At 35.5% G+C, this 14,310-nt stretch carries 14 protein-coding genes; 12 read left to right on the plus strand and 2 right to left on the minus strand.

The window, feature by feature from the left end; genetic code table 11:
- Window positions 1-118: 118 nt before the first annotated feature.
- The 8 genes from AC0OM3_RS04310 (at window position 119) to AC0OM3_RS04345 (ending at window position 10,872) form a co-directional block, all read left to right on the plus strand.
- A complete protein-coding gene (locus AC0OM3_RS04310) occupies window positions 119-2,737 on the plus strand; it encodes a phage tail tape measure protein (RefSeq protein ID WP_474211113.1) in 2,619 nt (872 codons plus the stop codon).
- Between the two features lie 14 nt (window positions 2,738-2,751).
- On the plus strand, window positions 2,752-4,233 hold the full coding sequence (locus AC0OM3_RS04315; protein ID WP_474211114.1) for a distal tail protein Dit: 1,482 nt from the start codon (window positions 2,752-2,754) through the stop codon (window positions 4,231-4,233).
- On the plus strand, window positions 4,230-8,279 hold the full coding sequence (locus AC0OM3_RS04320; RefSeq protein WP_474211115.1) for a phage tail spike protein: 4,050 nt from the start codon (window positions 4,230-4,232) through the stop codon (window positions 8,277-8,279). Before AC0OM3_RS04315 ends, AC0OM3_RS04320 begins: the two co-directional genes overlap by 4 nt.
- A gap of 22 nt (window positions 8,280-8,301) precedes the next feature.
- Window positions 8,302-8,751: a hypothetical protein gene (locus tag AC0OM3_RS04325; protein ID WP_098330791.1), complete on the plus strand. Its 450-nt coding sequence runs from the start codon at window positions 8,302-8,304 to the stop codon at window positions 8,749-8,751.
- Window positions 8,752-9,037: 286 nt separating this feature from the next.
- Window positions 9,038-9,451, plus strand: a complete 414-nt coding sequence (locus tag AC0OM3_RS04330; protein ID WP_474211116.1) for a hypothetical protein — start codon at window positions 9,038-9,040, stop codon at window positions 9,449-9,451.
- 95 nt (window positions 9,452-9,546) lie between these two features.
- Window positions 9,547-9,831 carry a hypothetical protein gene (locus tag AC0OM3_RS04335; protein ID WP_109140862.1) on the plus strand — a complete coding sequence of 95 codons (285 nt, stop codon included), beginning with the start codon at window positions 9,547-9,549 and terminating at the stop codon, window positions 9,829-9,831.
- Between the two features lie 14 nt (window positions 9,832-9,845).
- A complete protein-coding gene (locus AC0OM3_RS04340) occupies window positions 9,846-10,076 on the plus strand; it encodes a phage holin (protein ID WP_270607504.1) in 231 nt (76 codons plus the stop codon).
- Between the two features lie 16 nt (window positions 10,077-10,092).
- Entirely contained in the window at window positions 10,093-10,872 is a 780-nt protein-coding gene (locus AC0OM3_RS04345) for an N-acetylmuramoyl-L-alanine amidase (protein WP_474211117.1), read from the plus strand.
- A gap of 64 nt (window positions 10,873-10,936) precedes the next feature.
- Here the strand turns inward: AC0OM3_RS04345 and AC0OM3_RS04350 are convergent, their stop codons facing one another.
- Together AC0OM3_RS04350 and AC0OM3_RS04355 are read right to left on the minus strand one after the other, a co-directional pair.
- Entirely contained in the window at window positions 10,937-11,428 is a 492-nt protein-coding gene (locus tag AC0OM3_RS04350) for a hypothetical protein (RefSeq protein ID WP_089148352.1), read from the minus strand.
- Entirely contained in the window at window positions 11,421-11,642 is a 222-nt protein-coding gene (locus tag AC0OM3_RS04355) for a helix-turn-helix transcriptional regulator (protein WP_089148353.1), read from the minus strand. Before AC0OM3_RS04355 ends, AC0OM3_RS04350 begins: the two co-directional genes overlap by 8 nt.
- Before the next feature lie 183 nt (window positions 11,643-11,825).
- Between AC0OM3_RS04355 and AC0OM3_RS04360 the strand changes: the two genes are divergently transcribed.
- The 4 genes from AC0OM3_RS04360 (at window position 11,826) to AC0OM3_RS04375 (ending at window position 14,171) form a co-directional block, all read left to right on the plus strand.
- Complete coding sequence (locus AC0OM3_RS04360; protein WP_089148354.1) at window positions 11,826-12,128, plus strand: hypothetical protein; 303 nt, start codon at window positions 11,826-11,828, stop codon at window positions 12,126-12,128.
- Window positions 12,129-12,130: 2 nt separating this feature from the next.
- Window positions 12,131-12,313, plus strand: a complete 183-nt coding sequence (locus AC0OM3_RS04365) for a hypothetical protein (protein ID WP_061132202.1) — start codon at window positions 12,131-12,133, stop codon at window positions 12,311-12,313.
- A 117-nt stretch (window positions 12,314-12,430) separates the two neighbouring features.
- Window positions 12,431-13,612 (plus strand): FtsK/SpoIIIE domain-containing protein, encoded by a 1,182-nt coding sequence (locus tag AC0OM3_RS04370; protein ID WP_089148404.1) that lies wholly within the window; start codon window positions 12,431-12,433, stop codon window positions 13,610-13,612.
- On the plus strand, window positions 13,554-14,171 hold the full coding sequence (locus tag AC0OM3_RS04375) for a replication-relaxation family protein (protein ID WP_002178874.1): 618 nt from the start codon (window positions 13,554-13,556) through the stop codon (window positions 14,169-14,171). The genes AC0OM3_RS04370 and AC0OM3_RS04375 overlap by 59 nt, the downstream gene beginning before the upstream one ends.
- Window positions 14,172-14,310 lie beyond the last annotated feature (139 nt).

The following is a 14,310-nucleotide window of genomic DNA, read 5'->3' on the forward strand; positions in this document are numbered from 1 at the left end:
AGGAATAAATGAAGGGTTCAGAGACTAGGGTATGGAGTCCAGAACGGACAGTAAAACCCCACGAGCGCGTCCCATCCTAACGCGCAAGGCGAGGATGATGATATAGTCCGATACTCCAGTGAAAATTGGAGAATATGAGATAAAGAGCTCATATATAACGAATGTAAAAGGTTCTGATGCAGGTACTTCACTAAAAACTATGCTTATGCGGTTAAACCCATCTACTAAAGAAGCGTATAACAAAATGAAAGATTTAGGTCTTATCACATATAACGCCCAAGCGGGTTTTGATTTCTTAGTTAAAAACGGTATTCAACCAGCTTCAAGAAATGTAGGAGATATAGAAGTTGCTTTAGAAAAATACGTAATGAAAACCGAAGGGGTTACAAAGTGGAACGATAAATGTGATACAGCATTCCGTGAGTTAGCCACGAGTTCGGCTTTCTTATCATCAAAATTCTATGATCAACAGGGGCATATTCAAAGTCTAGAAAACATTTCAGGAACACTTCATGAGTCTATGAAAGATTTAACAGACCAACAACGAAGTATGGCTTTAGAAACATTATTCGGTTCGGATGCCGTACGTGGTGCAACTATTCTTTTTAAAGAAGGAGCAAAGGGTGTTAATGAGATGTGGGATTCCATGTCAAAGGTTACAGCAGCTGATGTTGCAGCAACTAAAATTGATACCCTACAAGGACGAATTACATTATTAGACTCGGCATTTTCTACAATGAAAAAGACAATTGGTGACGCGCTTGCCCCTGTGGTTAGTGCTTTTGTTGCTGGATTGCAGAAACTTGTGGATGGATTTAACTCATTACCAGGTCCAGTACAAAAGGCCATTGCAATTACAGGTGGTATTATTCTTGCGCTAACAGCGGTAGCAACGGCAATAGGTGTAGTTCTTGCTGCAGTTGGGATGATCATGTCTGGGATTGGGGCATTAGCAACAGCGTTAGGAATTGCTGGTGGTGCAGCAGGTCTGGCAGGTGCTGCGGTTGGTATGTTAGGAAGTGCAATAGGTTTATTATTTGGTCCAGTTGGCTTAATTGCAGCCGCTCTCATTGGAACTGGAGTTGTCGCATATAAAGCATATCAAAAAGCAACAGAGGACAGTATTGCTTCCGTAGATCGGTTTGCTACGAATACAGAGGGGAAAGTAAGCTCATCCACAAAGAAAGTCCTTGGTGAGTATTTCAAGTTGTCTGATAGCATTAGACAAAAGTTAACTGAAATTAGATTGAACCATGAAGTGATAACTGAAGAACAATCACAAAAGCTAATCGGACAGTATGACAAGTTAGCTAATACAATTATAGAAAAAACAAACGCAAGACAACAAAAAGAGATTGAAGGCCTGAAAAAGTTTTTCGCTGATTCATACGTTTTAACAGCAGAAGAAGAAAATAAGCGCATCGAGCAACTTAATCAGCATTACGAACAAGAAAAATTAAAAACTCAAGAAAAAGAAAATAAAATCAAAGAAATTCTTCAAACCGCGGCTAGAGAAAACAGAGAGTTAACAACATCTGAACGAATCTCCTTGCAAGCTTTACAAGATGAAATGGACAGAGTTGCTGTAGAGCATATGTCTAAAAATCAAATGGAGCAAAAAGTTATTCTTGAAAATATGCGCGTACAGGCTAGTGAGATTTCAGCTAGACAGGCAGCGGAAGTTGTAGAAAATAGTGCCAAAGCAAGAGATAAAGTTATTGAAGATGCGAAAAAGACACGCGATGAAAAAATTGCAGAGGCAATTCGTCAGCGTGATGAAAATAAAACAATTAATGCTGATGAAGCGAACGCAATCATTGCTGAGGCAAAACGTCAGTATGATAGTACAGTTTCTACAGCGCGAGACAAACATAGAGAAATTGTTAGTGAAGCAAAAGCACAAGCTGGTGAACATGCAAATCAGGTAGACTGGGAAACTGGCCAAGTGAAATCGAAATATCAAGTTATGAAAGATGATGTTATTCGAAAAATGAAAGAAATGTGGTCAGATGTTACGAACAAATATGAAGATATGAAAAATTCTGCAAGTAACAAGGTAGAGGAAATAAAAAATACAGTTTCGAGAAAATTTGGCGAAAAAGTCCAAGTTGTAAAAGATAAGATGAATGAAGTAAAAAGCAGCATCGAAGATAAATGGAATACAGTTGAAAAATTCTTCAGCACTATAAATCTACGTTCCATTGGTAAATCCATTATAGAAGGTCTTGAAAAAGGATTGGATGATGCGACAGGTGGTTTATATAGTAAGGCGAAAAGCATTGCTGGAGAGATTAAAAAGACTATTTCTGGAGCACTAGAAATTAACAGTCCATCTAAAGTGATGATTCCAGTTGGTAGTGCCGTACCAGAAGGTGTTGGGGTTGGTATGGATAAAGGGAAACGTTTTGTTGTGGATGCAGCAAAAAATGTAGTTGGAACTGTAAAAAAACAAATGAATAATATGCCATCTGTTTTTGATTTTGGATTCCAAACTTCGCATTATAGTATCCCGCATAATGCACTGGGTGATTTCAATGGGTATACGCAACCACAATCACCTTATAACAACGCACCTACAGCAAGAACTATGTTCTCGGATAGATCAGGTAGAGAACAAGAATTAAATTTAACTGTAAATATGACCAACGTTTTAGATGGAAAAGAATTAGCGAACGGAAGTTACGTATATACTACCAAGCTTCAAGATCGTGAACAAAAAAGAAAAGCGGAATTTTAAAGGTGGTGAGCACGTTGGGGAAACTCAGTTTTACTTTTAATAAGATCAGAAAAGATTATATTCAAATGCTAGTTGGAAGAAAACGCCCTTCCTGGGCTCCAGTTAAAAGAAAATTAGTAAGAGTCCCTCATCGCGCAGGGGCTCTTTTTCTTAATACAGAAACAGAGGAACGTCGTATTGATGTTCCTCTTGTAATTAAAGCGAAAAAAGATATGGCTGATTTACAAAAGGTAAAAGAAGATTTAGCGGATTGGCTATATACAGAGCAACCAGCCGAACTTATTTTTGATGATGAATTAGACAGGACATATCTAGCTTTAATTGATGGTTCTGTAGACTTGGATGAGATAGTCAATAGAGGAAGAGGTGTCATTACTTTTGTTTGTCCGATGCCATATAAATTAGGAAAACAAAATACTCATACGTTCTCTCAAAATGGTTCTACTGAAGTGGTAACTTCTTTTACCAATCAAGGGAATATAGAAGCACCTCCAATTATTGAAGTGGAGGCCCAAAAACCAAGTACATTTTTAGATGTGTGGTTTGGTGAGCAGCCGTATAATCGTGATTACTTCAGAATTGGTTATCCTTTGAAAACAGAGCAATTACCCGTAGAAAGAAATCAAAGACTTATATGGGACGAAATGGCTACCACTGTAGGGTGGAGTAAAGTTAGTTCAATGGAGGATGGCAATCCGATTGGTGAAATGAAGTCAGATAAATACCAATTCTTTTGTTCTGATTTTGGTGCCAGTACAGGGAAAGGATGGCATGGTGCAGCTGTTAAAAAGAATATACCTGGGGGTCCAGTACAAGATTTTATTATGCAAGCCTATGTTACATGTAAGAGTAAAAAAATTAATGAAATGGGCCGAGTTGAGATAGCGATACTCGATGAAAATAGCAAGGTTCTTTCCAAAATTGCTATGAACGATCTCTTTTGGCAAGCTGAGCAAAATTTTGGAACGATGGTTATTGGATATGATAACAAGCCAGGGAAAACAGGATTGATTTATGAGAGTGGTGATTATCCGAATACCTGGAATCAGTATTTCGGTCGATTGTGGATAGCTAGAACCGGAAATGTATGGGAAGCATATATTTCAAAATTCTTGCCAGGGACAGAGAAAGATGATTCAGAACGTTTTGCACGGTGGACAGATGAAAATAACTACCATATGGAAAAAGCCGCACAAATTCAGATTAGTATTATGCAATGGCAAGATGTTCCGCCCGTAGAAGCGATGTCGGTTAGTGATTTGAAGTTTTGGAAAGTAAATTTAAATACCAAAAACGATCCGCCTTACATTTTTGACTCAGGAGACAAAATTATTATTGATACGGAAAAAAGTCTTGTAACAATTAACGGTAAGAATGCAATTAATTTAAAAGATATTTTTAGTAATTTTCCAACTGTAATACGTGGCGAGAATTTAATCGAAATAATGCCATCAGATGTTAAAGCGACTGTTAGTTATAAGGAGAGATATAGATGAGAACACCAAGCGGAATTTTGCATGTTGTGGATTTCAAAACAGATCAAATCGTTGCAGCTATTCAGCCACATGACTATTGGGATGATAAAAGGCATTGGGAAATCAAAAACAATGTTGATATGTTGGATTTTACAGTTTTTGATGGAACAACTCATTCGGCTACTTTACAACAACAAAATCTTGTTTTAAAAGAAGTTCGAGACGGAAGAATTGTACCATATGTTATTACAGAAGCTGAGAAGAATTCGGATAAACGATCCATTACCACATATGCTTCAGGAGCTTGGGTTCAAATCGCTAAGTCAGGCATTATAAAACCACAACGAATAGAAGGTAAAACAGTAAACGAATTCATTGATATGGCCCTAGTAGGAATGAAATGGAAACGTGGAAAAACAGATTATGCAGGATTCCACACTATGACTATTGATGAATTTATTGATCCGTTAACGTTTTTAAAGAAAATAGCTTCTTTATTTAAATTAGAAATCCAGTACCGCGTTGAGATTCAAGGTTCACAAATAATTGGATGGTATGTTGATATGATTCAAAGGCGTGGTCGAGACACTGGTAAAGAAATAGAACTGGGGAAAGATTTAATAGGTGTTACACGTATTGAACATTCAAGAGACATTTGTACAGCACTAGTCGGCTTTGTGAAAGGTGAAGGCGATAATGTAATTACTATTGAAGGTATCAATAGGGGACTTCCCTATATTGTTGATAATGATGCATTTCAACGATGGAATGAACGTGGTAAACATAAATTTGGTTTTTATACACCAGAAACAGAAGAATTAGACATGACGCCAAAACGTTTAATGACTTTAATGGAAATAGAATTAAAAAAACGTGTCAATTCTTCCGTTTCTTATGAAGTAGAAGCACAATCGATTGGACGTATTTTCGGACTAGCGCATGAACTAATTAACGAAGGCGATACGATCCGAATCAAAGATACAGGATTCACACCTAAGTTATACCTTGAAGCACGTGTAATTGCTGGTGATGAATCTTTTACGGACCCTACACAAGATAAATATGTGTTTGGTGATTATCGCGAAATTACTGATGCAAACGAAGAATTACGTAAGATATACAATCGTATTCTTAGTTCACTAGGAAGTAAGCAAGAACTGATAGATCAGTTAGATAAATTAGTGAAAGATGCAAATGAAACAGCTAGCGATGCTAAGAAAGAATCCGAAGCGGCGAAAACATTGGCTGAAAAAGTGCAAGAGAATCTTAAAAATAACACGGTAGACATCATTGAAGTTAAGAATCCACCGACAACAGGACTTAAGCCTTATAAAACACTTTGGCGTGATATTAGTAATGGAAAGCCCGGTGTTTTAAAAATATGGACAGGTACAGCTTGGGAATCGGTTGTACCAGATGTTGAATCAGTTAAGAAAGAAACACTTGAGCAGGTTAATAAAGATATTGAGTCCACAAAAACAGAATTAAACCAAAAGGTACAAGAAGCACAGAATCAAGCTACAGGACAATTCAACGAAGTACAGGAAGGGTTACAAGGTGTCAGTCGTACCATTTCTAATATCGAAAATAAACAAGGTGAAATCGATAAAAAAGTAACTCAGTTTGAACAGGATTCTAATGGATTTAAAACTTCTATTGAATCGTTAACGAAAAAAGATAACGATATCAGTAATAAATTACATACAGTCGAACAAACTGTAGAAGGTACAAAAAAGACGATTTCTGATGTACAACAAACAACAAGTGAGCTTAAGAAAACAACAACTGAAATTAAAGAAGAAGCCGGGAAAATCAGTGAGAAGCTAACGAGTGTAGAGACCAAAGTCAATAACACTAAAATAGGTGGAAGAAATGTTGTTCTCGGCACATCAATCCCAGCAAGTTTAATTGGTAATAATACAGCCAACCAAACTTTAAGTATTTATAACTTTGCAGGTGGTGATTCTAGTTCAATTATAGATAAGGAAATTTGTGTTTCCTTTGATTGGAAAGTTGAAGGTACAACGACACCATCGGGTACTATGTATATGCAAGGGAGTAATCCATGGCCTCTTATTGCATCCAAAATTACATTTTCCCCTCAAAACTTAAGCGGAAAATATTTGGGTGTAATCACGATTAGTGGTAGTGCTTTTAAGGCTGTAAATATGAGATTAGATAATTTCACAACTGGAGCAAAAATTACTGTATATAATTTTCAAATTGAAATAGGCAATAAAGCTACCGAATGGACACCAGCACCTGAAGATCAAGTAACAACTGATGAATTCACCAAGAAAACCACTGAAATTACAAAAAGTGTAGACGGTATCAAAGAAACAATAACAAAAGTAGAAAATAATCAAAGTGGATTTGATAAGCGTGTTGCTACTGTAGAAAAAGATGCAACTGCTATTAAACAAAATGTCTCTTTAATACAAAATACGCAGACAGAACAAGGAAGACAATTACAAGAGGCGAAAGCTGGTTGGGAAAATACTGCGAAAGCACTTGAAGGTAAAGTTGAGCTTAAACAAGTAGAAGATTATGTTGCAGGGTTTAAGATCCCTGAATTGAAACAAACAGTTGATAAAAATAAACAAGATTTATTAGGCGAATTAGCTAACAAGCTTGCGACTGATCAATTTAATCAAAAAATGACTTTGATTGATAACCGTTTTACTATCAATGAACAGGGTATCAATGCTTCGGCCAAAAAGACAGAGGTATATACAAAAGAGCAAGCAAATGGGCAATTTGCCACATCATCTTATGTAAGAGATATGGAAACCCGTCTTAAGTTAACTGAAAAGGGTGTTAGTATATCTGTAAAAGAAAATGATGTAATCGCAGCATTCAATATGAGTAAAGAAAACATTACTTTGAATGCAAATAGGATTAACTTAGTAGGTTTTATTACAGCAAATCATATCAAAGGAAAAGTTTTAGAAGGAGTAACACTTAAAACAAGTGGAAACAGATTTGTTGAAATAAATAAACAAGACATGAAGATTTTCGATTTAGATAAGCCACGTGGTTATATAGGATTTATGGAAACAGATGATGGAAGTATTCAACCTTCATTAGTCCTTGGTTCTGATAATAGAAAATACGCTGGTACAGGATCATTTTATATTTATCAAGTCATGCCGCGAATTAATGGAGTCGATCAACCTTCTAAAGCATATGCGAAATTTGGGATTTCTAAAGGAGAAAATGCAGAAGGAACTAATATTTGGTCAAACTATATTCAAATGCATAATGACGGTGGACATCTGAGCGTATATTCGGATGGACAATTTCGTTTTCAAAACTTGAATAATATTATTTTTGAATCTGAAGGATGGGCTCCAGGATATGGTTACTTCTCTGTAACTACAACTGAGCCGCATATTTTTACAAATAACGCGGGGCAGTTTACTTTCAAAAGAAAAGGCAGTGACTATAAAATACATTTCGTAAACGGCGCCACCGATCATGATTTAATTATGGGTAATGCAATGATAAGGTCAAGTTTTGTACAAGGTTATAACAATGGCTTGCAGATTAAAGATATGATGGGTAAGGGATGGAAAGATATAGAATTAAGAACATTACGAGCGCAAGAGAATATTAGCGCTACAGGGCGTATGTGGGCGCAAGAATTTATCCCTAATTCTTCTCGTAAGCTTAAAACGGACATAGAAGACCTTCCATTCTCTGCTTTAGATAAAATCAACTCTGTAAACATCAAACAATATCACTTTATAAGAGATGTTGAACGCTTCGAGTCAGGGGAGTCTATTACACTTCCAATTAATTACGGTATGATTGCGGAGGACTCTGACGATGTATTCACCACACCACAGAAAGACGCTGTAACACTTTATAGCTCGGTTTCAATTTCTATTCAAGCAATACAAGAAGTTGACTTTAAAGTTAAAAATCTTCAATTTGACCACGGTATGTTGAAGCAAGAAGTTGACAATCTTAAAGAACAACTTGAAGCAGAAAAACTTGAGAAAGTTTCAATGAAAGCTGAAATTGATGAATTAAAGGTATTAGTGCAACAATTAATAAACAAATAAAACGAAAAGAGAGTGAATTATTATGGCTAAATTTTTCAAACCGGTATTTGATGAATTAACAATCGATCATGGTTCTGATATCTTATTAGAGGAGAATCATATGATTATCAATATCAATGCTGATAGAGTTCGAGAACAATTAAATTATGATGAATCATTAATGGTTTCTGAATTTCCATTGTTTAAACTTCCGGAAGATTTAATAAACGAGTTAACTACATTAGGAAAACAAGCGATTCCACATACTACACATTCAAATGTGAAAGGATGGTTTAAAATGCGACCGGATTTCGGGAGCGATGTAGCAAATTATGCATTTCAAATGTTATCCGGATATGATGTGTTCGACGGTAAGGAAATGAAGTGGAAGTGTATAGAAAAAGCTTTTGGCGGATTAGAAACGAAACATAAAGTATTACAAAGAGCAACCTATGTAATTGTTTTAAAAGATGTAACGGAAGTGGTCAACTAATATAACGAACTGGCATACTAAAACAAAAGATAAATGAGAAACCAGAGCAGCCATAAGCTGTTTTTTATTTTGCATAAAATACGGCTTTTACAACAAACCAAAGCGTGCATAAGCAGGCTTTTTTAATTTGCCAAAAATACAGTTTTTCTGTCAAGATATTCTTTAACTTCTGCTGTATATTATTATGAAAATGTATGACCCACCCTTTTTCCTACATAATTTTAAATTACATAAAACATACTATCAAATGACGTAATTGAAATTATTTTAAAAGGAGAAAAAGTTTATGGTTAAAACAATTGAAGTTAAATTAAAAGGAATTCACTGTGAGCATGATGGTGGTGATGGAAATGATAATTTAGAAATTTACGGAAGTTTGCATGCGCAAGTATTTCACGTGCCGACAGGTACTGTAAGAGCAAGGCAGGAGATGTTTAGAGTTCCATCTGGATACGTTACAATCCAGAAGGGTAATACATTTCCGGTTAATAAAATAGTTAGATTTGATCTTCATGACGGTGATTGGTTACATATTGGTGGTCACTTAAAAGAGGATGATGATTTTGGGGACGATGACTTAGGTAACAGATGGGAAGAGATATATGGGCCGTCAATTAATACAACCCCTCGTGATTATTATGTAAGGTTCGAAGAAACGGGACAAACTGTTAGGGCTGATTATAGGGTGAAACAAATATAAGACAGAAAAAGAATATAAAAAACTATATATATTATTTAAAATAAAAAAATGATCGAATTTTTCGGTCATTTTTTTTATTGAAAGAGGGAATGACAATGGATCAAAGAGAATACGAACGAATTGCGAAACTAGAGGTTAAACTTGAAACTATGAATGCGACTATAACACGTATCGAAGAAAAGCTTGATAATAATCAAAAAAACTATATCACACGTACTGAAGTGGATAAAATGTTTAAATTTCGGGATCGTGAAATTAAAGAATTAAAGCAAGCACAGGAAAAGAACGATAACAATAAAAAAGCACACATATCGATGTGGATTTCAGGACTGTCATTGGCAGTCCTTATTTTATTTAACATCTTAAATTACATGAAATGAAAGAAGGTGAGAGTATGAAAAAATTAGATACAGCTTCAATTAGTCGCTATGTCGTCTTAGTAATTGCAGTGATTAACAGTGTTTTAAATCTTGTGGGATACCAAACGATTGATGACAAAATCACAAATGATTTAGTGGCCGTCATTACAGGAGCATTCACTTTGTATATGGCGTGGAAGAACAACTATTTGAGCAACAAAGGATTACAACAAAAAGATGTATTAGAAAAAAATAACTTACACTAAAAGGAGATGTTCAGTAATGGGTAAATTTGCGGGCTCAGGTGGTCATAACTATATCGTTCAAGGTGCAAACAGTATTTATGGGAAAGAGCATGTAGAGGATAGAAAGTTCCTTGATGCAGTTGCTGAATATGTACAAGCAGCTGGATGGAATTATGTAAATTGTTCGGATGAAGTTGGTACAACACAAACCGCGGTTTGGAGTAATGCAGCTAATAACCACTTACGGGTCAAAGATAGTGATGTAGACTTACAGTTTCATTTAAATGCTTCTCCAGGTGGTACAGGCTGTGAAGTTTGGTTGCACCCATCATACGGAAATAGAGAATTAGCAGCAAAGATTTCAAAGGCAATGGCCGATGCATTTGGATTGAGAGACCGAGGTATTAAATTAACAACAGATTTAGGGTGGATTAATAAAACAAAGACTGGATTGCTCCCTGAAATTTGCTTTATCGATAATGAAACAGATATGCAAAAATATCGTGCCAACTTTGATAAGGCTGCTAAAGCTGTAGCTGAAGCTATTGTAGGTAAATCAATTCAATCTGGACCATCAGTGTCTACAGGAGGTAATAATATGAAATGGACAATGAAATCAGGCGGATTAGGAGTTGATTTAGCTCAAGAAATTATGGATAAACTCGCTGAATTCAAAGTGAAGGGTAACTTAGTTTATGAAGCAGATGGTATTTTCTATCTGCAATGTGAACCTGTTGATGACCGTAATAAATTAGGTGCTATCACATGGTATTTTAGAGATTATAAAGGATGGTATTGCGAAGTTTATCAAGTATAAATGGAATACAATAAAAGAATAGTTTTATTAATAAAAATAAAAGCCGTCATTATGACGGCTTTTTTTATTGCTCAATTACTGTTGCACTAATTTTAGGCATTCCTGTTTTATCTTTTTCATCGTAAGCGCCATAAATCGTTACTGTTGCACCTTTAGATATTTTCAATCCGCTTTTGAGAGTTATTTCATTTTCGCTTGATTGCACACCACTTTGTGCAATTTGAATAGTGTACATACCTTTTCCATCATTTTCATTTGTGCTTATGACAAATGAAGGTAATGCTGAAGATTTAAGTAATAAATCTACCGTTCCTGTAGCTTTAAGTCTCTTTCCTTTTTCGTATTGATCTCCATTTGCTTTAACAAAACTAACTTCTTCAGCATCTTGCTTGATCTTCTTATTTAATTCATCCTGAGATGTTAAATCTTTTTTAGTTTCTGGTTGAGATTTGACGTGTGTTTTTTCGCTTGATTCATTTGGTTTGGAAGAATCACAAGCTGTTAGACCTAATAATAGGGTACTTCCGACACAAAGACTTATAAGTTTTTTATACATTTGCATTATCCTCCTCTATATCCTCTATCCAAATTTCTTCCATGTGCAATTTTAATTCTTTTGCAATTTTGTAAGCTGTAAGAAAGCTAGGGAGCGTCGTGTTATTAACAAGTGAGCTCATTGTAGTTTGACTAATTCCAATAAGATTTGAAAATTCCTTTTGACGTATTTCTCTTTCAGCAAAAATAACACGTAGTTTACATTTTAATCGCACAATATCACCTCTTTAATTATATACAATTCGCATATGGAAATGTGTCCTCCTTTAATTTAATCAAGGAACATTTAGAAAAGTTTAAATGGACAGGCAATATAACTCTTTCTAAGTCATATACCTATATCAAGACCACCAGGAATACCAAGTGGAACTAAGGACATCAAGAGGGGAGAGGGTTACATGCGTTGGCAGTACAATCATCTGAACACAACTCCATATCTTCATCCGTCAAAGGAATTACGCTCGATGTACAATGAATCCAAATCAAGATCAGAAACGGAATCAATTATGAATCACATGAAAAATCATGAAGTGTTTAATAACAAGGAATATAAAAGATATTTCAGTTTATCCCAGGTTATTGAAGAGGATCTATACGGTGAGGAAGAAGATATTTTAAATTGGGAAACTTTAATGGACTGTTATGATGCAGTCCTTACAAGAAAAGGTATTATATTTCGTGAAAAAGAAGAGGAGGAATAGGCATGACACTCGCAGGAGAAGCGGTAGTTATTTGGACGGCAACAGGTTTGTCAGTAGTTGCAATGAAGGTAGCAGAAAAAATGGGGAAGAACGTTCCACATTGGCTTCCACGTATTACTTTGTACACAACGCTTACAGGCTCGTTTTTATACCTTCTACGTTATGTTCTAGTTATGTTTCTATGAAGGAATAGGATGTGGAAAGCTTATATTCTATATGTCATAAGGGATTTTGCTTGTATGCACGTATTCCTTGAAACAGGGATATATACCCTCTATAAGAGGGATATAGGGAGTGATTTTATGTTGGAGCTATTATCGGTACCGGTCGCAGGATTATTATTCGCCATATTCGGTGATAAACTTAAAAGTAAAGATGATGACCGTAAAAAGATACAAGTATTTTTTGAGGTAAGTGGAATTGCTATCCGGATTGAGGAGAGATTACAGTATCCGGTTTTTCTTGAGCGAAAAAATGATGACCGAAGCACAACTTATGTATATCGATTACCAGTAGGAATGCCAAGTAAAATTATTCAGAAAGTTGAGGATGTTGTTTCTGAAGGATTGAACAAACCTGTTCGAATTGATTACGACAATTACAAATTAAATATTCGTGTGTTTCATAGAGATATACCGAAAAAATGGTCATGGTCAAATGACTTAGTGACACAAGGGAAATGGCGTGTACCAATGGGCCAAGGTTTAGAAAAACTTATCTACCATGATTTTGATAAAACTCCACATATGACATTAGGTGGTCTCACACGAATGGGTAAGACGGTGTTTCTAAAGAATGTAGTTACTTCACTTACTATAGCCCAACCAGAGCATATTCATTTATACATTATTGATTTAAAAGGCGGTTTGGAGTTCGGACCATATAAGAACTTAAAACAAATAGTTTCCATTGCTGAGAAGCCCGTAGAAGCCTTTATGATATTAAAGGACATTCTTGAGAAGATGGAAGAGAAAATGCAATACATGAAAGATAGACATTATACAAACGTTGTAGAAACAAATATCAAAGAGCGGTACTTCATTATAGTAGACGAAGGAGCCGAACTTTGTCCTGATAAAAGTATGAAAAAAGAACAACAAAGACTATTGGGAGCGTGTCAACAAATGCTGTCCCACATAGCTCGTATAGGCGGTGCCTTAGGATTTAGATTAATTTTCTGTACACAGTATCCTACAGGAGATACATTGCCACGCCAAGTGAAACAAAATAGTGATGCGAAATTAGGTTTTAGGCTACCAACTCAAACAGCTTCAAATGTTGTAATAGATGAACCAGGATTAGAATCAATAAAAAGCATTCCTGGTCGTGCAATTTTTAAAACCGATAGACTTACTGAAATACAGGTGCCTTATATTAGCAATGAAGTGATGTGGAATTATTTAAAACAATTTGAGGTGGAGAAACATGAGGATGCAAACGCATATGCAAATCAACCGTCAAATGGCGATTCTTGCGACGATTAGGAAGCTACAGTTTGCGACAAGAAGGCATTTAATGAGTGTGCATGATATGGGCGGGATAAGAAATGCAAATCGAATTATGAAGGATCTCTCTTCTTACACGAGTAAATTAACTCACAATAAAGAATATGTTTATTATTTAAATCAATCAGGGCACAAGCTATTTGGTGAAGGGAAAGTAGTTCATCATAGTAGAGTAGCACATGCTATTTTACGCAATGAAGCTTGGCTACATTTGTTTTGCCCAGATGACTGGCAAATAGAAACAGAAATTAGATATATAAAAGATAATAAAAAGAAGAAGATAATTCCTGATGTGAAATTTCGTGACGAGGACAGAATACTTCATGCTGTAGAAATAGATCGTACCCAAAAGATGGTGGTCAATGATGAAAAATTAAAATGTTATGAGGAGCTTACTAGAATATATAAACAAAAATATAACGGAAAAGTGCCAGTTATTCATTTCTTCACCATAACCAAATATAGAGAAAAGAAATTGGAACAACTGGCAGCAAAATACGATGTGTTTGTAAAAGTATATGTAATTCAAGAAATTTAATTCTGTAGGAGTTAACGGGGATAGTAAATGGGAATATATATATAAGAAGAGAGTGATCGCAAACGACCACTCTCTTTTGACCACGCAGACCACATTGACCACAACTTGTACCACATTTATTATTTACTTTATGTCCATT

Source organism: Bacillus sp. FAU20 (assembly GCF_056033865.1).

Coding starts and splice junctions, on each gene's coding strand:
- AC0OM3_RS04375 (WP_002178874.1), top strand. CDS start 13,554: ATGAGGATGCAAACGCATATGCAAATCAACCGTCAAATGGCGATTCTT.
- AC0OM3_RS04370 (WP_089148404.1), top strand. CDS start 12,431: ATGTTGGAGCTATTATCGGTACCGGTCGCAGGATTATTATTCGCCATA.
- AC0OM3_RS04365 (WP_061132202.1), top strand. CDS start 12,131: ATGACACTCGCAGGAGAAGCGGTAGTTATTTGGACGGCAACAGGTTTG.
- AC0OM3_RS04340 (WP_270607504.1), top strand. CDS start 9,846: ATGAAAAAATTAGATACAGCTTCAATTAGTCGCTATGTCGTCTTAGTA.
- AC0OM3_RS04360 (WP_089148354.1), top strand. CDS start 11,826: ATGCGTTGGCAGTACAATCATCTGAACACAACTCCATATCTTCATCCG.
- AC0OM3_RS04330 (WP_474211116.1), top strand. CDS start 9,038: ATGGTTAAAACAATTGAAGTTAAATTAAAAGGAATTCACTGTGAGCAT.
- AC0OM3_RS04350 (WP_089148352.1), bottom strand. CDS start 11,428: ATGTATAAAAAACTTATAAGTCTTTGTGTCGGAAGTACCCTATTATTA.
- AC0OM3_RS04335 (WP_109140862.1), top strand. CDS start 9,547: ATGGATCAAAGAGAATACGAACGAATTGCGAAACTAGAGGTTAAACTT.
- AC0OM3_RS04345 (WP_474211117.1), top strand. CDS start 10,093: ATGGGTAAATTTGCGGGCTCAGGTGGTCATAACTATATCGTTCAAGGT.
- AC0OM3_RS04325 (WP_098330791.1), top strand. CDS start 8,302: ATGGCTAAATTTTTCAAACCGGTATTTGATGAATTAACAATCGATCAT.
- AC0OM3_RS04320 (WP_474211115.1), top strand. CDS start 4,230: ATGAGAACACCAAGCGGAATTTTGCATGTTGTGGATTTCAAAACAGAT.